This window comes from Phreatobacter sp. GW821-FHT04C01 (genome assembly GCF_059420385.1).
In genome coordinates, this window is record NZ_JBWKTP010000006.1 from 50,509 (window position 1) to 71,820 (window position 21,312).

Genomic DNA, 21,312 nt, shown 5'->3' on the forward strand with positions numbered 1-21,312 from the left:
GCGAATTGCTTTAGACTTAAAATATTTTTTGCTGCCGGGGTTGTTCGCGAAAATTCCGGCGTAATAATGCCTTCGCATCGGCCGCGACCACGGACAAGCCCGGGGCGGCGCACGGGTGGGGAGATTTTCATGAAGCGCGTTCTGTCGACGCTGGCCGCCGGCCTGGCCTTGGCTCTGGCCGCCACGGCGTCTCAAGCCCAGGAGCCGATCCGCATCGGCGTCATCGAAACCCTGTCCGGCCCCTCGGCCGTGCTCGGCCAGCATGCCCGCGACGGCTTCCAGCTGGCGATCCGCCAGCTCGGCGGCAAGATGGGCGGCCGCGAGGTCCAGGTCATCGTCGTCGACGATGAGCAGAAGCCGGATGTGGCGATCCAGCGCGTCCAGGGCCTTCTCGACCGCGACAAGGTCGATTTCGTCGTCGGGCCGATCTTCTCCAACGTGCTGCAGGCGATCCAGGCGCCGGTGGTCAATTCGCGCGCCTTCCTGATCAGCGCCAATGCCGGCCCGTCGAGCTATGCCGGCAAGGCCTGCCACGAGAACATGTTCGTCACCTCCTACCAGAACGACCAGGTTCACGAGGTGCTGGGCGCCTATGCCCAAGCCCGCAACATGCGCCGGGTGTTCCTGCTGACGCCGAACTATCAGGCCGGCCGCGATGCCATGGCCGGCTTCAAGCGCCATTTCCGCGGCGAGATCGTCGACGAAGCGTTCACTCCGCTCGGCCATCTCGACTTCGCCGCGGAGCTCGCCCGCATCGGCTCGTCCAGGCCCGATGGCATGTTCACCTTCATGCCGGGCGGCATGGGCGTGAACCTGGTCCGCCAGTACCGCCAGGCCGGCTTGGTCGATCGTATCCCCTTCCTGTCGGCCTTCACGGTCGATGAATCGACCCTGCCGGCCCAGCAGGATGCCGCTGTCGGCATGATCGGCGGCATGACCTGGGCGCCCAATATGGATAATCCGCAGAACAAGAAGTTCGTCGCGGATTTCGAGGCGGCCTTCGGCTACGTGCCCGGCTCCTACGCTATGCAGGCCTATGACTCGGCCATGCTGATCGACAGCGCCGTGCGCGCCGTCAACGGCAACCTGAGCAATCGCGACGCCGTCCGCACCGCGCTGCGCAAGGCCGACTTCGTCTCGCTGCGCGGCAATTTCCGCTTCGCCAACAATCACTATCCGATCCAGGACTTCTACACCGTGCGCGCCGCCAAGCGCCCGGACGGCAAGTTCCAGACCGAGATCGTCGAGCGGATCTTCACCAACTACACCGACGTCTACGCCCAGGAATGCCCGATGCGCTGGTGAGGACGTTTCGCGGCCTCGCCTTCGTGGTGGGGCCGCGTTCGGTTTGAGGCGTGGGCGTCATACGCCGATAGAGACGCTCTTGTCCGCGTCGCGAACCAAGACACGAGAACCTCTACGTCACCCCCGGCCGAGGCGAAGCCGAGGGGAAGGGGGGTCCAGGGGCCGCTTCATCGGCGCTCCCAGTGCACGCCAGCGACGGGATTTCGAGGCGCTGAAGGACCAAGCCCTGCAATCCCTGGACCCCCTTCCCTCGCTTCGCTCGCCGGGGGTGACGTCAGTGCATGATCTCGGGGCTCACGCCCCTCACCCGGCGGCTCGTGGCATCGAGCGAACGCGAGATGCGTTCGCTCCTCGCTATGCCCCCCCACCCTCTCCCCATGGGAGAGGATCGATCAACGGCGGCCTATGTCCTCGACGCTTCTCATCATCCAGACATTGAACGGGCTGCAGCTCGGGGTGCTGCTGTTCCTGATCGCCGCCGGCCTGACGCTGGTGTTCGGCGTGATGGACTTCATCAATCTCGCCCATGGCGTCCAATACATGCTCGGCGCCTATCTCGCCGCCATGTTCGTCGCCTGGACCGGCAACTTCCTCATTGGCCTCGTCCTGGCACTGATTTCGGCGCTGGCCTTCGGCCTGCTGCTCGAAGTGCTGGTCATGCGCCATCTCTATGACCGCGATCACCTGGAACAGGTGCTCGCCACCTTCGGCGTCATCCTGTTCCTCAACGAGGGCGTGAAGATCGTCTGGGGCGCCGCGCCGCTGCAGGTGCCGGTGCCGGACATGCTGTCCGGTTCCATCGCCATTGCCGACGGCGTGCTCTATCCGGTCTGGCGGATCGCCATCATCCTGTCCGGCCTGGCGGTGGCGCTCGGGCTCTACCTGGTGGTCGCCAAGACGCGCGTCGGCATGCTGATCCGCGCCGGCGCCACCAATGCGCCGATGGTCTCGGCGCTCGGCGTCGACATCCGCCGCCTGTTCATGATCGTCTTCGGCTTCGGCGCCATGCTGGCCGGCTTTGCCGGCTGCATGGCCGCCCCGGTCCTGTCGGTCGAACCGGGCATGGGCGACAATCTCCTGATCCTCGCCTACGTGGTCATCGTCATCGGCGGCATCGGCTCGATCCGGGGAGCCTTCATCGGCGCGCTGATCGTCGGGCTGACCGACACGCTGCTGCGCTCGTTTTCGGTCGACCTGCTGCGCATGGCCGGGCTGTCGTCGTCGGATGCCCGCACCATCGGGCCGGCGATCGCCTCCATGTCGATCTATATCCTGATGGCGGCGGTGCTGTTCTTCCGGCCGACCGGCCTGTTCCCGGCGAAGGGCTGAGCCATGACCGACGCCTCGCCCCTCGCCTCACCCGCGACCACGACCAGCCCGGTGCTTGGCTCCGACTGGAAACGGCTGGCCATCCCGCTGATCCTGTTCGCCGGCCTCGCCGTCATGCCCCTGTTCTTTCCGGGCGACCGCTACACCCTGTCGCTGATCACCCGCGCCATGATCTTCGGCATCGCCGCCCTGTCCCTCGACCTGATCCTCGGCTACGGCGCCCTCATCTCCTTCGGCCATGCCGCCTTCCTGGGCCTCGGCGGCTATGCCGCCGCCATCCTGATGTTCCATGGCACCAACGAGGCCCTGATCGCCTTTCCCGCCGCCGTCGCCGCCGGCGCGCTGTTCGCGCTGGTGACCGGTGCCATCTCGCTGAAGACCCGCGGCGTCTATTTCATCATGATCACGCTGGCCTTCGGCCAGATGGCCTTCTTCACCGCCACTTCGCTTTCGGCCTATGGCGGCGATGACGGCCTCCGCATGGCGCAGCGCAATGTGGTCGCCGGCGCGCGTCTCCTCCAGAACGACACCAGCTTCTATTTCGTCGTGCTGGGCCTGCTCGCCGCCTGCTACCTCATGCTCAGGACGCTGGTCGGATCACGCTTCGGCCGCGTGCTCAGGGGTGCCAAGGAGAACGAGCGGCGCATGCGGGCGCTGGGCTTCGATCCGTTCCGCTACCGGCTGACGGCCTATGTCATATCCGGCGCGATCTGCGCGCTGGCGGGCGCCCTGTTCGCCAATCTCGGCCTGTTCGTCGCGCCCGCCTACATGACATGGCCGCGTTCCGGCGAGCTCATCGCCATGGTCGTTCTGGGCGGCACCGGCTCGCTGCATGGCGCGATCATCGGCGCCATCGGCATCATCCTGGTCGAGGAATGGCTCGCCGAGCTGACCCAGCACTGGAAGGTGATCTTCGGGCCGCTGGTGGTGCTGGTGGCGATCTTCGCCCGCGGCGGCATCATCCGGCTGATCGACCGGGGGGGCCGCTGATGAGCACCCCCATCCTGTCGCTGAAGGGATTGCGCAAGGCTTTCGGCGCTCTCGTCGTCACCGACGACGTGTCGCTCGACATCGCCGACGGCGAGTTCCACGCCATTATCGGCCCCAACGGCGCCGGCAAGACCACGCTGATCGGCGAGATCACCGGCGAGATAGCGCTGAATGCCGGCAGCGTCACCTTCGCCGGCGAGGACATCACCCGGCTGCCCATTCATGCCCGGGCCCTGAGAGGCCTGACGCGCTCGTTCCAGATCACCCAGGTGCTGCCGGCCTTCAGCGTCATCGACAATGTCGCGACATCGGCCCAGGCCCATGCTGGTTCGTCGTTCCGCTTCTTCGGACGGGTCGCGGCCGAACGCGCCCTGAATGACGACGCCATGGCGGCGCTCGACCAGGTCGGCCTCGGCGCGCGCGCACGCGTGCTGGCGGCAAGCCTGTCGCATGGCGAAAAGCGCCAGCTGGAGCTCGCCATGGCACTGGTCGCGCGGCCCAGGCTGCTGCTGCTCGACGAACCCATGGCCGGCATGGGCCGCGAGGAAACCGAGGGCATGGTGGAGCTGCTGCTGGCCCTGAAGGGGCGCTATCCGATCGTGCTGGTCGAGCACGACATGAACGCGGTGTTTCGCCTCGCCGACCGCATTTCGGTGCTGGTCTATGGCCGGCTCATCGCCTCGGGGCCGCCCGAGGCGGTCAGGGCCGATCCGGCCGTCCGCGAGGCCTATCTCGGCGAGGAGGAGTTCGCATGAACGAACCGCTCGACGCCGAAAGCCGGCTCGCCCATCAGCCGCGCGACGCCCGTCCGGAGCTCAGGCTCTGGCTGCGCCTCCTGACCTGCACCAATCTGATCGAGCGCGAGATCCGCCGCCGGCTGATGGACCGCTTCGCCATCACCCTGCCGCGCTTCGACCTGCTCGCCCAGCTCGACAAGTCGCCCGACGGCCTGACGCTCGGCGACATCTCCCGGCGCATGATGGTGACCAACGGCAATGTCACCGGCCTGGTCGACCGGATCGCCGAGCAAGGCTATATCGAGCGCCGCCGCGACGCCACCGACCGGCGGGCGCAGCGGATCGTGATGACCGAAAAAGGCCATGCCGATTTTTCCCGCATGGCACGCGAGCACGGCACCTGGATGACCGAGCTGCTGGGTGACCTGCAACCGGGCGAACGCGACGTGCTGATGAGCCTGCTCGGCCGCACCAAGGCGTCGGTCGCGCGTGCGCTGGCGCAGCGCGTCGAAGCGGCGGAGTAGGCCATGCTCAGCGTCACCAATCTGGAAGCCGGTTATGGCGACGTGCAGGTGCTGTTCGGCGTGTCGCTGAGCGTCGCCAATGGCGAGGTGGTGACCCTGCTCGGCCGCAACGGCATGGGCAAGACCACCACCATCCGCTCGATCTTCGGGCTGTTGAAGCCGCGCGGCGGCGCCATCGCGGTCGACGGGCTGGCGCTGGCCGGACGCCCACCTTACCGGGTGGCGCAAGCGGGCCTCGGCCTGGTGCCGGAAGGACGGCAGATCTTCCCGAACCTGGATGTCGAGGAGAACCTGATTGCCACCTCGGCCAAGCGCGACGCCAAGGGGCCGGCGGCCTGGACGCTCGAGCGGGTCTATGAATTCTTCCCGCGCCTCAAGGAACGGCGCCGCAACATGGGCAACCAGCTCTCCGGCGGCGAACAGCAGATGCTCGCCATCGGCCGGGCGCTGATGACCAATCCGAAGCTGCTGGTGCTCGACGAGGCGACAGAGGGCCTGGCGCCAGTCATCCGCGCCGAGATCTGGGCCTGCCTCAAGCGCCTGAAGCAGGACGGCCAATCGATCCTGGTGATCGACAAGAATGTCGATGCTCTGGTCAAACTGGCCGACCGGCACCTGATCCTGGAAAAGGGCCGGATCGTCTGGGAGGGGTCGAGCGCCGCCTTCGTCGCGAGCCCCGACCTCAAGGACCGCTACCTGCACGTCTGAACGCCGCATCGAGGACCTGTGATGACCACGCCGCTCGCCGCCAAGATCGCCCGCGACTACGGAACACCAGCCGTGGTCATCGACATGGACCGGGTGGAGCGCAATATCGCGCGCGTCCAGGCCGCCTGCGACGCCGCCGGGGTGAACAACCGCCCACACATCAAGACGCACAAGAGCCCCGAGCTCGCCAGGCTGCAGGTCGCCGCCGGCGCCAAGGGCATTACCTGCCAGAAGATCGGCGAGGCCGAGATCATGGCGGCAGCCGGCATCGACGACATCCTGATCAGCTACAATCTGATCGGCGAGGAGAAGATGGCCCGTCTCGGCGCGCTACTCGGCAAGGCCGAGGTGACGGTCGCCGCCGACAATCCGGTGGTCATTGCCGGCCTGCCGCAGGCCGGCGCCCTGGCCGGCCGCGACCTCGGCGTGGTGATCGAATGCGACACGGGGCGCAAGCGTGCCGGCGTCGAAACGCCGGGCGAAGCCATCGCGCTGGCAAAGCAGATCGCCGCCTCCCCCGGCATCGCCTTCAAGGGTTTCATGTTCTACCCGACCGAGGATGGCTGGGCGGAGGCGCAGCGCTTCTACGACGAGGCGCTGGCAGGCGTGCGTGCCCTCGGGTTGGAGCCGACCATCGTCTCGACCGGCGGCTCGCCCAACATGCCGAATGTCGGCAAGCTGAAGGGCGCGACCGAACACCGGCCGGGCACCTATATCTACAATGACCGCATGCAGGTCGCCGCGGGGGTTGCGAGCTGGGACGATTGCGCGCTGCAGGTCTATTCGACGGTGGTGAGCCGGGCGGCGGCCGATCGCGGCATCCTGGATGCCGGATCCAAGACGCTCACGGCGGATCCGGGCGGTGGCCTCGAAGGCTTCGGCCTGATCCTGGAGCATCCGGAGGCCAAGATCGCCCGCTTCGCCGAGGAACATGGCATGCTGGACCTGACCCGCTGCAACGAGCGGCCGAAGGTCGGTGATGTCGTGCGCATCGTGCCGAACCACGTCTGCGTGGTGGTCAATATGGTCGACGAGGTGGTGATGGTGCGTGGCGACGAGATCGTCGGCATCCTGCCGGTCGCCGCCCGTGGCAAGTTGAGATGAGCGGCGCTTCGCGCCACAGTTCGCATTCGACATTCAGGAGCCGCCAATGACGCCCGAAGACAAGCTCGCCAAGATGGGTCTCGAACTGCCGCCGGTGCCGTCGCCGGCGGGCAATTACGTGCCGTGGAAGCGGGTCGGCGACATCGCCTATCTCGCCGGTCAGGGGCCGCGCAAGGCCGATGGCGCCTTCGCCACCGGCAAGGTCGGCGCCGATGTCACCGTCGAGACCGCTTATGAGCACGCCAAGCTGGTCGGCCTGCAGATCCTGGCCTCGGCCAAGGCGGCGGCCGGCGGCGACCTGAGCAAGGTGGAATTCGTCAAGGTGCTCGGCATGGTCAACGCCGTCTCCGATTTCGGCGACCACCCGCGCGTCATCAACGGCTTTTCCGACCTGATCGTCGCGGTCCTCGGCGATCGTGGCCGGCACGCCCGCTCGGCGGTCGGCATGGGTTCGCTGCCCATGGGCATCACGGTGGAGGTCGAGGCGATCATCAAGATCCACGACTGATCGCATTCGACCGGGTTGAAACGGGGCCGGCCGGGTTCACCGGACGGCCGGCATTGCGGAGGATCCGGCCATGGCGCGCGCGCCGGTCTATTACGCCGACTATCTGAAACTCGACCGGCTCTTGTCGTCACAACAGCCGGAGAGCCTGAAAGAGGGCGTCGACGCCCATGACGAGATGCTGTTCATCATCGTCCACCAGGCCTACGAATTGTGGTTCAAGCAGATCCTGCATGAGCTCGACCGGGTCGAGCGGGATTTCGGCACCGTGCCGGTGTCGGACGATGCCATGGCGCGCATCGTTCACGACCTCGAGCGCATCCACGAGATCCTCAAGCTGACGGTCGCCCAGCTCGACGTGCTGGAGACCATGACGCCGTTCGACTTCCTGGATTTCCGCGACCTCCTGATGCCGGCCTCGGGTTTCCAGTCGCTGCAGTTCCGCGCCATCGAGACCCGGCTGGGGCTGGCCACCGAGACCCGCGTGCCGCTCGACGACAAGGCGATCGAGGAGCGGCTGTCGCCCGGCGACCGGACAGCCTTGGCCGAGACGCGCCACCGGCCGACGGTCTTCGCCATGCTCGACCAGTGGCTCGCCCGCACGCCCTTCCTCGACTGGGGCGGCGCGAGCTTCCGCGACGCCTATTGCCAGGCGGTGGAGAAACACCTGGCGCGCGATGCCGATTTCATCCGCGCCGACACGGCGATGCCCGAGGAGAAGCGCGAGCGTGAGCTGAAGGCGATCGACAAGGCGATCGCCTCCTTCGCGGCGATCTTCAATCCCGAGGACGACAGCGGCGGCTGGCGATTGTCGGGCCCCGCCGTGCAGGCGGCCCTGTTCATCACGCTCTACCGCGACAAGCCGGCGGTGCAGCCGGCGTTCCGGCTCATCGCCACCCTCATGGACATCGACGAGACCATGACGCTCTGGCGCTATCGCCATGCGCTGATGGTCGAGCGGATGATCGGGGTGAAGATCGGCACCGGCGGCTCGTCGGGCCATGCCTATCTGCGCACCACCGCCGAGCGGCACCGGGTCTTCGCCGACCTGTTCCGGCTCTCGACCTTCCTGATCCCGCGCGCCGCGGTGCCGGAGCTCCCGGCCAGCGTCCAGGCGCGCCTCGGCCTCGTCTATTCGACATGAGCGCGCTCGACCTGACGGCCCATTTCGCCCGCTTCCGCGCGGCTGCGCCGGAGCGGATCAATCTTGCCGCCCACAGTCATCACGACTGGCCCGACGTGACGCTCGCCGCCCAGGAGGCCTGCTGGCGGGATGCCGCGGCGCTCGCCGGCGACAAATGGGGCAAGGTGTTCGGCGAGCTGATCCCGGCGGTCCAGGTGGCACTTGCCCGCACCTTGCACCTGCCGGATCCAGGCACCATCGCCGTCGCCCCCAACACGCACGAATTCCTGCGCCGTATCCTGTCCTGCTTTCCCGCCGGACGCCCCGTCTCGATCCTGACCAGCGACGCCGAATTCCACACCGCGCGCCGACAAATGGCGCGGCTCGAGGAAGACGGACTGATCACCGTCGAACGCGTCGCGGCCGAGCCGCTCGACAGTTTCGCCGAGCGCTTCGGCAACCGCCTCGCCGATGGCCCGCATGACCTCGTTTTCGTCAGCCAGGTGTTCTTCACCTCGGGCGGGACGTCGGGCGACATCACCCACCTGACGGCCGCGGTCCGCTCGGCCGAGACACTGATCGTGATCGACGGCTATCACGGCTTCATGGCACGCCCGACCGACCTTTCCGATGTCGCAAGCCGCGTCTTCTATCTCGCCGGCGGCTATAAATATGCCATGGCGGGCGAGGGCTGCTGCTTCCTGCATTGCCCGCCGGGTTACGGAGCCCGGCCGCGCGACACCGGCTGGTTCGCCGATTTCGGCGCGCTCGCCGCACCTCCCGGCAAATCGGTCGGCTACCCGGAAGACGGCGGCCGGTTCCTCGGCGCGACCTTCGATCCGAGCGGCCTCTATCGGCTGAACGCGGTGTTCGACTGGCTGGCGGCGACCGGCCTGACGGTCGCCATGGTGCACGACCACGCGCGCTCGCTGATGGCCCGCTTCCTCGACGCCGTGGAAGCCATGGATATAGCCGGCCTGACCCGGGCCGACCTCATCACGCCCTTCGGCCCGCAGGCCGAGCACGGCAATTTCCTCACCTTCCGCACCGAGCGCGCGGGAGAGATCGAGGCGCGGCTCGCCGCCCTGCACCTGCACAGCGACCATCGCGGCGACCGCCTGCGCTTCGGCTTCGGCATCTGCACCAGCACGGACGACGTCGACCGGGCGATCGAACGGATCGGCCGGGCCTTCGGCTGAGACGAGATTCCGTGGATCTCGGGTGGCTCTTTTACGACGTTCGCACCGGGCACAGTGTGGGGTCATGGCATGCGCTGAACCCCGTCAGTCAGCAAGCCGCCTGCCGGAGAAATCAATACGTCACCCCCGGCGAGCGCAGCGAGGGAAGGGGGTCCAGGAGCCGACGGGCCCGCGCTCTCGGCACGTTTCGTTCAACGAGTCTGGCGGCGGCGAGGTCCAGCACTGCAACCCCTGGATCCCCTTGCCCTCGGCTTCGCCTCGGCCGGGGATGACGTAGTGTGTATCGGCAAGCGGGAGGTGAAACTCGGCTCTGCCGCTGGCTCCTGAACGCTCCTATTCCGCCACCACCGCGGTCGCCTCGATCTCGATCTTGGCGGCCTTTTCCACCAGCCTGACCACCTGCACCACCGCCATGGCCGGATAATGCTGGCCGAAGATCTCGCGATAGGCCTGGCCGAGCGGTCTGAGATGGGCGAGGTATTCCTCGACATCGGTGACATACCAGGTCAGGCGCACGACATGGTGCGGGCTGGCGCCGCCCTCGGCCAGGATCGCGCGGATGTTCTCGAAGCACTGGCGCGCCTGGGCGGCGAAGTCCGGCTTGAAATTGCCCATCACGTCCCAGCCGACCACGCCGCCGGTGACGATGAGACGGCCCTTGGCGCTCATGCCGTTGGCATAACCGCGCGGCTCCGGCCAGCCCTTGGGATTGAGGGTCACGGGGCGTTCATCCTCGTCGGCGAGCGGAAACGGGATCACAGGGGTCTTCGGCTTGGTCATGTCTTTACTCCGCCGCTGTGCGGCTTGAAGCGGCATCGCGCGCGGCGATCTCACGCAGCGCGAAACGCTGCAGCTTGCCGGTCTCGGTACGGGGCAATTGGTCCACGAAAGCGATCAGGCGTGGGTATTTGTAAGGCGCGATCTCGGCCTTGACGAAGGCCTGCAGCTCCTCGGCAAGGGCCGGAGTGCCGGCGACATCCGGCTTGAGCACCACATAGGCCTTGACGATGGTGCCGCGCTCCTCGTCCGGCTGACCGACGACCCCGCATTCGGCGACGGCCGGGTGGCTCAGCAGGCAGGACTCGACCTCCGGTCCGGCAATGTTGTAGCCGGCCGAGACGATCATGTCGTCGCTGCGCGCCTGGTACCAGAAATAGCCGTCGGCATCGACGACATAGGTATCGCCGGTGACGTTCCACCCGTCGATGACATAGCGGCTCTGGCGTTCGTCGGCGAGATAACGGCAGCCGGTCGGGCCGCGCACGGCAAGGCGGCCGGGCTGGCCGGGCGCGAGATCCTCGCCGTCCTTGCCGATCACCTTGGCCTCGTAGCCCGGCACCGGCAGACCGGTCGCGCCCGGGCGTATCTTGCCCTCGGGCGCGGAAATGAAGATGTGCAGCATTTCGGTGGCGCCGATGCCGTCCATCATGTCCAGGCCGGTTGCCTGCTTCCAGGCTTCGAAGGTGGCCTTCGGCAAGGCCTCGCCGGCAGACACGCATTTCCTGAGGGAATGCCAGTCGTGATCCGCGAGGGCTGGAATCATCGCCCGATAGGCCGTCGGCGCGGTGAAGCAAATGGTCGGCTTGAAGGCCGCGATCGCCGGCAGAAGTTCGCCGGGCGGCGCCTTTTCCAGAAGCACGGTGGACGCGCCGACCCGGAACGGGAACAGCACGAGCCCGCCCAGCCCGAAGGTGAAGGCGAGTGGCGGCGAGCCGATGAAGCGGTCATCGGCGCCGGGCTTCAGCACATTCCGGCCATAGGCATCGCAGATCGCCAGGAGATCGCGATGGCCATGCATGGTGCATTTCGGCGTGCCGGTCGTCCCCGAGGTGAAACCGAACAGGCAAATGTCGGTCGCCGCCGTATCGACGGCGTCGAAGGCCGGCGAAGCGTCCGCCGCGAGACCGGAGAGCTCGGCGAAGCTGACGATACGCTTGAGCGGCGCCGTCTGCGCCGCCGCCTTGGCCAGCTCGTCGGTCAGCCGGTCGTCGCACAAAGCCAGGCCGATCTCGGCCTTGGCGATGATGACGGTCAGCTCCTTGGCGCGCAGCAGCGGCATGGTGGCAACCACGATGCCGCCGGCCTTGATCACCGCCAGATAGGCGGCGACCATCATCGGATTGTTCGGCGCCCGCAACAGCACGCGATTTCCGGGAACAAGACCCAGGCCCTGCACCAGGACATTGGCGATGCGGTTCACCTGGTCCTGCAGGTCGGCATAGGTCCAGGTCAGGCCGCCCGGCGCCAGGATGGCGATGCGCCCGCCGTTACCCGCCGCCACGTGGCTGTCGACGAAATCCGTCACGCAATTGATGCGCTCCGGATATTGCAGCTCCGGCCGGTCGAACAGGAAGACCGGCTGGAGCTCGGCCGGCGGCAGGCCGCGGGCGGCGAAGTCGTCGACATGCGCTGACAATGCGGACATCAGCGATCTCCCTAAACGGCGGCTTTGGTCGGATGCGCATGGGCTTCACGCTCGGCCAGATGGGCACGGGCGATGACGATCTTCTGGACCTCGGTCGCGCCCTCATAGATGCGCAGCGCCCGGATATCCCGGTAGAGCTCCTCGACCTTCTCGCCCTTCTTGACGCCGAGGCCGCCGAACACCTGGATGGCGCGATCGATCACCTTCTGGGCGTTTTCGGTGGCGACCATCTTGGCGATCGCCGCCTCCTTGGTGATCCGCGCCTTGCCCTGGTCCTTGGCCCAGGCCGCACGGAAGATGAGCAAAGCCGAGGCTTCGAGCTCGGCGATGGAATCGGCGAGCGCGGCCTGGGTCAGCTGAAGATCGGCGAGCGGCGCGCCGAAGATCTGCCGCTTCACCGCCCGTTCGGTGGCTTCATGCAGCGCCCGGTTGCCCATGCCGAGGGCCGCCGCGGCAACGGTCGACCGGAACACGTCGAGCGTCGCCATGGCGATCCGGAAGCCGTCGCCCGGCTTGCCGATGAGCGCCTCGGCCGGCACCAGGCAATTGTCGAATTTGAGCGTTGCCAGCGGATGCGGCGCGATCACCTCGATGCGCTCGGCAATGGTCAGGCCGGCAGTGTCGGCAGGCACGATGAACGCCGACAGTCCCCGTGCGCCCGGCGCTTCGCCGGTGCGGGCGAAGACCACGTAGCGATCGGCAATGCCGCCATTGGAGATCCAGGTCTTCAGGCCGTCGAGACGATAGCCGCCGGCAACCGGCGTCGCGGTGGTGGTCAGCGCCGCGACATCGGATCCGGCATCCGGCTCGGACAAGGCGAAGGCGGCGATCGCCCCGCCGTCGCGCACCGAAGGACAACACGCGGCCTTTTGCTCCGGCGTGCCGAACAGCGAGATCGGCCCGGTGCCCAGGCCCTGCATGGCGAAGGCGAAATCGGCCAGGCCGTCGACATAGCCAAGCGTCGCCCGGGTGATGCACAGCGTGCGGACGTCGAGCGCTTCGCGCAGGCCGCCCTGGTCGCCGGGCACGCACCCCTTAAGGAAACCGGCCGCGCCCATGGCGGTCACCAGCCGGCGGCAGGAGCCGTCGACGTCATGGTGATCGACCAGCGGCGGAATGGCCTGCCCGGCCCATTCGCTCAAGCGCCGGGCATAGGCGCGGTGCTCGTCGTCGAAAAACGGCAGGGCGAGAAGGTCGGCGGCCAGCATGGCTCAATTCCCCTCGAAAACCGGCTTCTGCTTGGCCGCGAAAGCATCGAAGGCGCGGCGGAAATCCTGGGTGTCCATGCAGATCGCCTGGGCCATGGCCTCGGCCTCGATCGCTTCGTCCACCGACATGGTCCATTCCATGTGCAGCATGCGCTTGGTGATGCCATTGGCGAAGGTCGGGCCGGCCGAGATCTCGTCTGCGAGCGCGGTCGCCTCGGCCAGCACCGCCTCGGGCAAGGCGAGCCGGTTGAAAAAGCCCCAGGCCAGCCCTTCCTCGGCGCCCATCATGCGGCCGGTATAGAGCAGCTCGGAAGCCCGCCCCTGGCCGATGAGACGCGGCAGGATGGCGCAGGCCCCCATGTCGCAGCCGGCGAGCCCGACCTTGTTGAACAGGAAGGCGACCTTGGCCTTCGCCGTGCCGATGCGCAGGTCGGAGGCCATGGCCATGATGGCGCCGGCGCCGACGCAGATGCCGTCGATCGCCGCGATGATCGGCTGCGGGCAGGCACGCATCGCCTTGACCAGTTCGCCGGTCATGCGGGTGAACTGCAGGAGCCCGGGCATGTCGCGCTCGGTCAGCGGGCCGATGATCTCGAACACGTCGCCGCCGGCGCAGAAATTGCCGCCGGCACCGGTGACGACCACGGTCTTGATCTCGGTGTCGAAGGCCAAGGCCCGGAACAGGTCGCCGAGCTCGGCGTAACTTTCGAAGGTCAGCGGGTTCTTCCGGTCCGGCCGGTTCAGCGTGATGGTGGCGACCTTGCCCTTGACCTCCCAGAGGAAGTGCGTGGCTTTCCAGTCGGTCAGGCGCTGGCGATGCGGGATCGTGTGCATGGGCGTTTCCTCAGGCAATCTCGCCGCCCGAAACCGGCAAGGCGAGGCCGGTGACGGCGGCCGCCTCGTCGGACGCCAGCCAGAGGACGGCATGGGCCACCTCCTCCGGCTTGATCAGGCGGCCAATGGGCATGGAACGGGTCAGGTCGGCCAGCGCCGCGTCGGGCGTCCGGCCGGTCTTGGCGACAATGGTCTCGATCGAGCCGGCGACGAGGTCGGTCTCGGTGAAGCCCGGACAGACGGCATTGATGGTGACGCCGGAGGTTGCGACTTCCCTTGCGAGCGCCCGGGTCAGCCCGACCACGCCGTGCTTGGCCGCGCAATAGGCGGACACATAGGGATAGCCGGTGAGGCCGGCGGTCGAGGCGATGGTGACGATCCGGCCCCGGCCGCGCGCCAGCATGGCCGGCAGCACCAGCCGGATGCCGTCGAAGACGGAGGTCAGATTGAGCGCGATCATGCGGTCGAAATGGCCACGCTCCAGGCGTTTGGCCGGGACCGTCTCGGCATGGCCGGCATTGTTGACGAGGATGTCGATCGGGCCGGCGGCTTCTACGACGCGGACGGCGCGTTCGAGCGCCTCCGGATCGGTGACGTCGGCGATGAGGAATGCGGCGGCATCACCGGCCGCAACCGTTTCGGCAAGGCTCGCCTCGGTGCGGCCGAGTACGGTGACGTGGACGCCGGCCTGGCTGAGGCCATGCGCCACGGCGCGACCGATGCCACGGCCGCCACCGGTCACCAGCGCGCGCTTGCCGGCCAAGAGGCGACCCGGAGAGCGCCCAATGGTCGAAGGATCGGCGGATGAATCATCAACGGGCATGGGAACGACCATCACGACCTCTTGCCCGAATGTTTTAAGCTTCAAATAAATTTGGGCAAGGGGGCATAGGCCGGCTTGTCCAAATTTATTTTAGGCTTAAAGTAATTTGGACGTTGCAACCGAGCCTGGCGGACGGCCGCCGGCAGCGATGGCCCGGCTTTTCGGCGAGCCTGCGGGCAACCTGATCGAGGAGGCGCACCATGCGGATCGCAGTGATTGGTGGCGGACCCGGCGGACTCTATTTCGCCTGCCTGATGAAGAAATGGCGCCCCTCCGCCGACATCACGGTGTTCGAGCGCAACAAGGCCGACGACACCTTCGGCTTCGGCGTGGTGTTCTCGGATGCGACCCTCGATATCTTCGAACGCTACGACGCCGAAAGCTACCGGGCGATCACCGAGCATTTCGCCTATTGGGACGACATCGAAATCCACTTCAAGGACACGGTCCACCGGATCGGCGGCAACGGCTTTTGCGGCTGCTCGCGCCAGACCCTTTTGATCCTGCTGCAGAACCGGGCGCGGGCGCTCGGCGTCGATCTGCGGTTCGAGACAGAGGTCGACCCGGACCTCGCGGCCTTCAAGGACTACGACCTGGTGGTCGCCGCCGACGGCATCAATTCGCGCATCCGCGAGACGAACCGCGAGCACTTCCAGCCGGAGGTGGACCTGCGCCCCAACAAGTTCACCTGGATGGGCTCGACCCGCCCGCTCGACGCCTTCACCTTCTTCTTCCGCGAGACCAAGCACGGCATCTTCATTGCCCATACCTATCAATATGAGCCCGGCCGCTCGACCTGGGTGATCGAGACCGATCCCGACACCTTTATCCGCGCCGGCCTCGACCAGCGCGACGAAGAGGCGTCCGCACGCTTCCTCGAAGGCGTCTTCGCCGAGGAATTGGCCGGCCACGGGCTGACCACCAACCGCTCGCTCTGGCGGCAGTTCCCGATGATCCGCACCCGGCGCTGGGTGAAGGACAATGTGGTGCTGCTGGGCGATGCCAAGGGGACCGCCCATTTCTCCATCGGCGCCGGCACCAAGCTCGCCATGGAGGATTCGATCGCGCTGTTCGACGCGCTGAAGGCCAGGGCGACGGTGAAGGAAGCGCTCTCCGCCTACGAAACCGATCGGCGCGAGGAGGTGGAGCGCACCCAGCACGCCGCCGACGTGTCGCTGGTCTGGTTCGAACATGTCGAACGCTTCGCCACCATGGACCCGCGCCAGTTCGCCTTCGGGCTGATGACCCGCTCCAAGGCGATCACCTATGACAACCTGCGCCTGCGCGCGCCCGACTTCATCGAAACCGCCGACCGGATGTTCGCGGAGAGCGTGCCGGGCGCCGACCACATGGCTCCGCGCCCGCCGCTGTTCCAGCCGTTGAGACTGCGCGAGATGACGATCGAGAACCGCGCGGTCGTCTCGCCCATGTGCATGTATTCGGCGGTCGAGGGCGTGCCCATCGACTGGCACATGGTGCATTACGGCGCGCGCGCCATTGGGGGCGCCGGCCTCGTCTATACCGAGATGACCTGCGTGGCGCCGGATGCGCGCATCACACCCGGCTGCACCGGCCTGTGGAACGACGCGCAGCAACAGGCCTGGACGCGCATCGTCGATTTCGCCCATGCCCATTCCCGCGCGAAGCTCTGCCTGCAGCTCGGCCATGCCGGCCGCAAGGGCGCGACAAGGCTGATGTGGGAGGGCATGGACCGGCCGCTCGCCGAGGGCGCCTGGCCGGTCGTCTCGGCCTCCCCGCTGCCCTATTACCCCGACAGCCAGGTGCCGGCCGAACTCGATGCCGCCGGCATGGACCGGATCGTCGGGGAATTCGTGGCGGCGACCGAACGCGGCATCCGCTGCGGCTTCGACATGCTGGAGCTGCACGCCGCCCATGGTTATCTCATCGCCTCCTTCCTGTCGCCGCTGACCAACAGGCGCACCGACGCGTTCGGCGGATCCGTCGAGAACCGGTTGCGCTTTCCGCTGCGGGTGTTCCGCGCCATGCGCGACGCCTGGCCGCGCGAAAAACCCATGTCGGTGCGCATCTCGGCGACCGACTGGGCGGAAGGTGGCATATCGGAAGAGGATTCGATCGCCATCGCCCGGGCCTTCGCGGAAGCGGGCGCCGATCTCATCGACGTCTCGACCGGGCAGACATCGACCGACAGCCGGCCGGTCTATGGCCGCATGTTCCAGACGCCCTTCTCGGATGCCATCCGCAACGAGGCGCGCGTCGCCACCATGTGCGTCGGCAACATCACGACAGCCGACCAGATGAACACGATCCTGGCCGCCGGCCGGGCCGACCTCGTGGCCCTGGGGCGGCCGCATCTGGCCGATCCCTCCTTCATGCTGAAGGCCGCGGCCTGGTATGGCGTCGAGACCTATCAGCCCGAGCAATATGCCCCGGGCAAAGACCAGGCGATGCGCAACGCGGTGAAGGAGCGCGCCGACCTCGAGGCCCTGAAGGTCGCGGCCAAACCGAAGCGGCACGCCCAGGCCGCGTTCGACCAGAAGGCCGCCGCGGAGTGATCAGGCGAGATCGGCGAGCTTGAACCGGACGGCGGCAAGCTCTGCCGCCAGGGGCGCGAGCCATTGCGCGGCGGTCAGCGTCTCGACGCTGCGATAGCGATCCGCACCGGGATCACGATGCACCGTCGTCGCTAGCTTCTGCGCGTCGATCACCAAGAAGTCGGCGATGCCCGCCCGGGCCATCAAGGCCGCTTTGCGTCCGAGGTCGAAACCAAGGCTTGAATCCGAGACCTCGATGACCAGCAATGCGCGGTCGGGGCCGAGCCGTTTGGCGTCGGTGTCGCGATAGATGACAAAATCGGGTTCGACATAAGTCGTCTCCGACAATTGCAGCGTCGGCGCGATACCGACGTCCAGATCGTCAGGAACGATCTTGGCCAAAAGCCGGTTCAAACGGTTTTGAACGCGCTGATGGTGATTGTTCTTGGCGTTCATCGGGACGAACTCTCCCTCGATCAGTTCGAGCCGCTCGTCCGGGCTGATGATGCCGGTTTCGACCATGCGGAAGGCATCGTCGACGGTGAATGCCCGTCGCGGCAAGCCCTCGGCTCCCTGGGTGACCATCACGTCCATGACGTGACCTCCTCGGACCGATCGTACCACCGGACGACCAGAAAGTAGGTCCCGGCGTATGGCTTACACCACCACGGCCTGGGCCTTCATGCCGGCAATGCCGAAAATGCGGCGATAGCGCTCGATCTCCTCCTTCGGGCCGGTCGCCTTCAGGGGGTTGTCGGAGAGTTTCACCGCCGGCCGGCCATTGGCCTCGATCACCTTGCAGACCACCGAGATCGGCGCCAGGGCGTCGGCATCGCCGTTCGGCATGCAGCCCTTGAAGTCATTGGTGAGATTGGTGCCCCAGCCGTAACCGATGCGCACCCGGTCCTTGAAGTGGCGGGCGGTCTGTTCGATCGAGTCGATGTCCATGCCGTCGGAGAGGATGACCAGCTTCTTCTTGGGGTCGCGTCCCTTGGCGGTCCACCAGCGGATCAGTTCCTCGGTGCCTTCGATCGGCTCCTTGGAATCGGGCCGCGCGCCGGTCCAGTCGGCGACCCAGTCGGGCGCATGGGCCAGGAAATGCTCGCTGCCGAAGCAATCCGGCAAGATGATCCGCATGTTCTGGTCATAGATGCGGGCCCAGTCCTCCAGCACCCGGTAGGGCGAGGCGAGCAGCTCGGCATCGGTCTTGGCGAGCGCCGCATAGACCATCGGCAGCTCATGGGCATTGGTGCCGATGGCCTCCAGGCCGAGATCCATGGCGAGCTTCATGTTGGAGGTGCCGGTGAAGACATCCGGCCCGAGCGCATCGGCCAGCGCTTCCATCATCCATTGCTGCCAGAGATAGCCATGGCGGCGGCGGGTGCCGAAATCGGAGATCTTGAGGCTGCCGACCTCGTCCTTCAGCCGGCGCAGGCGCTTGATCTTGTCCCAGGCCTTGGCCTTGGCATTGGCATAGAGAATGTCGAGCTCGAGCTTCGACAGCGTGCGCATGGTGGCGCGCGCACGCAACTCGTTGACGATGGCGAGCGACTGCACCTCCCACATGGTGGTGGCGGCCCAGTTGCCGGCGAAGCGCAGCTCGTACTGGCCGTCGCGCTTGGTCAGCTCGTAGTCCGGCAGCCGGAAGTCCTTGAGATAGGCCAGGTAATCCGGCCCGAAAATGCGCTCGCGGCCATAAAAGGTATTGCCGGCGAGCCAGATCAGTTCGCGCTGGGTGAATTTGAGATTGCGCGCGTGGTCGAGCTGTTCGCGCAGCTCGCGTTCGTCGACGACCTCGGCCAGCCGGACGGTCTTGGTGCGGTTGTTCAGCGCGAAAGTGGCGGTCACATCCGGATAGAAGCGCCGGATCAGCTGCTGCATCGAGAACTTGTAATAATCGGAATCGAGCAGCGACCGAATGATCGGGTCAAGCTTCCACGTGTGATTGTAGACGCGGGTGGCGATGTCGACCATGGGACGCTCAGGCGCGAGGACGAAGGGGCCGGGACCATAGCAAGGCCGGCTCGGCCCTGAACACTGGTCCGATGCGCCATTTACCGCAAGGCAGCTGCGTCCCTGCCGGACAGCTTGCCGCCGGTTCGGCTCAGATGCCCTGGATGCGCGCGCCGGCGCGCCGGGCGAACCATTCGGAAACGACGAGCGCGGCGAGCGCCACGACCACGGCGATGATGGTCAGCCTCAGCGCCGGGCCGTCGCCACCCGGGGCCTGGGTATAGGTGTAGATCGCCGCCGAAATGGTCTGGGTCTCGCCGGGAATGTTCGAGACGAAAGTGATGGTCGCGCCGAACTCGCCGAGCGCCTTGGCAAAGCACAGCACCATGCCGGCGAGGATGCCCGGCAAGGCGAGCGGCAAGGTGACCGTGAAGAACACGCTGAAGGGGCCGGCGCCGAGCGTCGAAGCGGCCTGTTCGAGCTTCACGTCGGCGGCCTCGATCGAAAGCCTGATGGCCCGCACCAGCAGCGGAAAGCCCATGACCGCGCAGGCGAGCGCCGCGCCGGTCCAGCGGAACGAAAAGACGATGCCGAAATTGTCGAAGAGAAAGGCGCCGACAGGCCCGCGCCGGCCCATGGTCAGGAGCAGCATGTAGCCGGTGACGACGGGCGGCAGCACCAGCGGCAGATGGATCAGCCCGTCGAGGATCGCCTTGCCCCAGAATTGCTTGCGCGCCAGCAGCCAGGCGAGAAAAATACCGAGCGGCAGCGCCGCGACGGTCGCCCACAGCGCCACCCTGAGCGACAGTTCGATCGCCACCCATTCTTCCGCCGTCACCGCGAACATGCCCTGCCCCCCAATGCTGATCCGGCCATGTTAGACGGCCGGGCGCGCCGGGGCGAGAGTGCGGTGCGACGGCGCCCTCGACCGATGCTGCGGCCCGGGATGCGGATGGCGGCGCGTCAGGCCCGCGATACATGCGACAATCGGTTGCGCCGCTGGCCCAGTTCTGCATGATCCGAGTATCGCGCCCCAGAAGGTCCAGCCGCCGATGATGATCAAGACATTCCTTCGCGCCGCGGCGCTCATGGCCGTCACGGCGCTTGCGACCTCCGCCTCGGCGCAGCAATGGCCGTCCAAGCCCGTGACCATCGTCTCCGGCTTTTCGGCGGGTTCAGGGCCGGACATCGTGCTGCGCCTGGTGCAGGAGCCGCTGGAGCGCGAGCTCGGCGCCACCTTCGTGCTCGAGCAGCGTGTCGGCGCCGCCGGCAATATCGCCTCCGACCTGGTCGCCAAGGCGCGGCCCGATGGCCACACGCTGCTGCTCGGCACCTCGGGCACCCATGGCATCAATGCCGCGCTCTACCGGCGGCTCTCCTTCGATGTCGAGAACGACTTCACGCCGATCACCCCGATCCTCAATGTCTCGAACGTGCTGGCGATCAACCCGCAAGTGATCGACGCCAAGACGATCGAGGAGTTCATCGCCAAGGTGAAAGCCAATCCGGGCAAGTTCAATTTCGCCTCCACCGGCAACGGCACCGGCACCCACCTCGCCTTCGCCGAATTCAACGCCCGTGCCGGCCTCGACATGGTGCATGTCGCCTATCGCGGCGGCCCGGAAGCCTTGCAGGCCGTGGTGACCGGCGAAGCCTGCTGCATCTTCAACCAGGTCCAGTCTGTGCTCGGCCAGTACCGCGCCGGCCGGGTGCGGCTGCTCGGCGTCACCACGCCGACGCGGGTCGAGGCCGTTCCCGACATCCCGACCATCGATGAGGCCGGCCTGAAGGGTTATGAGAGTTTCATCTGGTTCGGGCTGTTCGGGCCGAAGGGCCTGGATCCGGCCATTGCCGAACGGATCAACGCCGCCATGAAGAAGGTGCTGGAGATCCCGCAGATCCGGACCCGGCTCGCCGAACTCGGCAATACCCCGCGCTGGGAGAGCATGGCCGCATTCCGCGACACGGTGCGCCGCGACCGGAGCGCCTGGGCAGACGTCGTGCGCCGCTCCGGCGCGTCCGTCGACTGACG

20 protein-coding genes are annotated in these 21,312 nt (G+C 66.9%); 12 read left to right on the forward strand and 8 right to left on the reverse strand.

The genetic code is table 11. From position 1 onward, the window contains the following. Nucleotides 1-129 precede the first annotated feature (129 nt). The 10 genes from AC07WJ_RS22385 to AC07WJ_RS22430 all read left to right on the forward strand — a co-directional run bounded on the left by AC07WJ_RS22385 (nucleotide 130) and on the right by AC07WJ_RS22430 (nucleotide 9,524). Entirely contained in the window at nucleotides 130-1,305 is a 1,176-nt protein-coding gene (locus AC07WJ_RS22385) for an ABC transporter substrate-binding protein (protein WP_494936873.1), read from the forward strand. A 405-nt stretch (nucleotides 1,306-1,710) separates the two neighbouring features. After that, a complete protein-coding gene (locus AC07WJ_RS22390) occupies nucleotides 1,711-2,634 on the forward strand; it encodes a branched-chain amino acid ABC transporter permease (protein WP_494936874.1) in 924 nt (307 codons plus the stop codon). 3 nt (nucleotides 2,635-2,637) lie between these two features. Further along, entirely contained in the window at nucleotides 2,638-3,624 is a 987-nt protein-coding gene (locus AC07WJ_RS22395; protein WP_494936875.1) for a branched-chain amino acid ABC transporter permease, read from the forward strand. Continuing rightward, nucleotides 3,624-4,379, forward strand: a complete 756-nt coding sequence (locus AC07WJ_RS22400; protein ID WP_494936876.1) for an ABC transporter ATP-binding protein — start codon at nucleotides 3,624-3,626, stop codon at nucleotides 4,377-4,379. Before AC07WJ_RS22395 ends, AC07WJ_RS22400 begins: the two co-directional genes overlap by 1 nt. After that, nucleotides 4,376-4,885: a MarR family winged helix-turn-helix transcriptional regulator gene (locus tag AC07WJ_RS22405; RefSeq protein ID WP_494936877.1), complete on the forward strand. Its 510-nt coding sequence runs from the start codon at nucleotides 4,376-4,378 to the stop codon at nucleotides 4,883-4,885. Before AC07WJ_RS22400 ends, AC07WJ_RS22405 begins: the two co-directional genes overlap by 4 nt. Before the next feature lie 3 nt (nucleotides 4,886-4,888). Beyond that, nucleotides 4,889-5,593: an ABC transporter ATP-binding protein gene (locus AC07WJ_RS22410; RefSeq protein WP_494936878.1), complete on the forward strand. Its 705-nt coding sequence runs from the start codon at nucleotides 4,889-4,891 to the stop codon at nucleotides 5,591-5,593. A gap of 21 nt (nucleotides 5,594-5,614) precedes the next feature. Further along, nucleotides 5,615-6,697 carry a D-TA family PLP-dependent enzyme gene (locus AC07WJ_RS22415; protein WP_494936879.1) on the forward strand — a complete coding sequence of 361 codons (1,083 nt, stop codon included), beginning with the start codon at nucleotides 5,615-5,617 and terminating at the stop codon, nucleotides 6,695-6,697. A 46-nt stretch (nucleotides 6,698-6,743) separates the two neighbouring features. Beyond that, entirely contained in the window at nucleotides 6,744-7,205 is a 462-nt protein-coding gene (locus AC07WJ_RS22420) for a RidA family protein (protein WP_494936880.1), read from the forward strand. A gap of 70 nt (nucleotides 7,206-7,275) precedes the next feature. Then, nucleotides 7,276-8,346: a tryptophan 2,3-dioxygenase family protein gene (locus AC07WJ_RS22425; protein WP_494936881.1), complete on the forward strand. Its 1,071-nt coding sequence runs from the start codon at nucleotides 7,276-7,278 to the stop codon at nucleotides 8,344-8,346. After that, nucleotides 8,343-9,524 carry an aminotransferase class V-fold PLP-dependent enzyme gene (locus tag AC07WJ_RS22430; protein WP_494936882.1) on the forward strand — a complete coding sequence of 394 codons (1,182 nt, stop codon included), beginning with the start codon at nucleotides 8,343-8,345 and terminating at the stop codon, nucleotides 9,522-9,524. Before AC07WJ_RS22425 ends, AC07WJ_RS22430 begins: the two co-directional genes overlap by 4 nt. Nucleotides 9,525-9,857: 333 nt before the next feature. On the opposite strand, the gene AC07WJ_RS22435 is transcribed toward AC07WJ_RS22430, so the two are convergent. The 5 genes from AC07WJ_RS22435 to AC07WJ_RS22455 are packed head-to-tail and all read right to left on the reverse strand — an operon-like array spanning nucleotide 9,858 to nucleotide 14,754. Further along, nucleotides 9,858-10,304, reverse strand: a complete 447-nt coding sequence (locus tag AC07WJ_RS22435) for a RidA family protein (protein WP_494936883.1) — start codon at nucleotides 10,302-10,304, stop codon at nucleotides 9,858-9,860. 4 nt (nucleotides 10,305-10,308) lie between these two features. Continuing rightward, nucleotides 10,309-11,949 carry a benzoate-CoA ligase family protein gene (locus AC07WJ_RS22440; RefSeq protein ID WP_494936884.1) on the reverse strand — a complete coding sequence of 547 codons (1,641 nt, stop codon included), beginning with the start codon at nucleotides 11,947-11,949 and terminating at the stop codon, nucleotides 10,309-10,311. Between the two features lie 11 nt (nucleotides 11,950-11,960). Then, nucleotides 11,961-13,157 (reverse strand): acyl-CoA dehydrogenase family protein, encoded by a 1,197-nt coding sequence (locus AC07WJ_RS22445; RefSeq protein ID WP_494936885.1) that lies wholly within the window; start codon nucleotides 13,155-13,157, stop codon nucleotides 11,961-11,963. 3 nt (nucleotides 13,158-13,160) lie between these two features. Next, entirely contained in the window at nucleotides 13,161-13,991 is an 831-nt protein-coding gene (locus tag AC07WJ_RS22450; protein ID WP_494936886.1) for an enoyl-CoA hydratase family protein, read from the reverse strand. Between the two features lie 10 nt (nucleotides 13,992-14,001). Further along, nucleotides 14,002-14,754 carry an SDR family NAD(P)-dependent oxidoreductase gene (locus tag AC07WJ_RS22455; protein ID WP_494936887.1) on the reverse strand — a complete coding sequence of 251 codons (753 nt, stop codon included), beginning with the start codon at nucleotides 14,752-14,754 and terminating at the stop codon, nucleotides 14,002-14,004. A gap of 260 nt (nucleotides 14,755-15,014) precedes the next feature. Between AC07WJ_RS22455 and AC07WJ_RS22460 the strand changes: the two genes are divergently transcribed. Further along, nucleotides 15,015-17,348: a bifunctional salicylyl-CoA 5-hydroxylase/oxidoreductase gene (locus AC07WJ_RS22460; protein WP_494936888.1), complete on the forward strand. Its 2,334-nt coding sequence runs from the start codon at nucleotides 15,015-15,017 to the stop codon at nucleotides 17,346-17,348. On the opposite strand, the gene AC07WJ_RS22465 is transcribed toward AC07WJ_RS22460, so the two are convergent. The 3 genes from AC07WJ_RS22465 to modB form a co-directional block, all read right to left on the reverse strand. Beyond that, the gene (locus tag AC07WJ_RS22465) at nucleotides 17,349-17,849 is read right to left on the reverse strand and encodes a Uma2 family endonuclease (protein ID WP_494936889.1); all 501 of its coding nucleotides are present in this window, start codon (nucleotides 17,847-17,849) and stop codon (nucleotides 17,349-17,351) included. It abuts the gene before it with no gap. Between the two features lie 135 nt (nucleotides 17,850-17,984). Beyond that, the gene (pncB, locus tag AC07WJ_RS22470; RefSeq protein WP_494936890.1) at nucleotides 17,985-19,301 is read right to left on the reverse strand and encodes a nicotinate phosphoribosyltransferase; all 1,317 of its coding nucleotides are present in this window, start codon (nucleotides 19,299-19,301) and stop codon (nucleotides 17,985-17,987) included. A 130-nt stretch (nucleotides 19,302-19,431) separates the two neighbouring features. Beyond that, nucleotides 19,432-20,127, reverse strand: a complete 696-nt coding sequence (modB, locus tag AC07WJ_RS22475) for a molybdate ABC transporter permease subunit (protein WP_494936891.1) — start codon at nucleotides 20,125-20,127, stop codon at nucleotides 19,432-19,434. Between the two features lie 205 nt (nucleotides 20,128-20,332). On the opposite strand from modB, the gene AC07WJ_RS22480 reads away from it, so the two are divergent. Then, a complete protein-coding gene (locus AC07WJ_RS22480; RefSeq protein ID WP_494936892.1) occupies nucleotides 20,333-21,310 on the forward strand; it encodes a Bug family tripartite tricarboxylate transporter substrate binding protein in 978 nt (325 codons plus the stop codon). The last annotated feature ends 2 nt before the right edge of the window (nucleotides 21,311-21,312 follow it).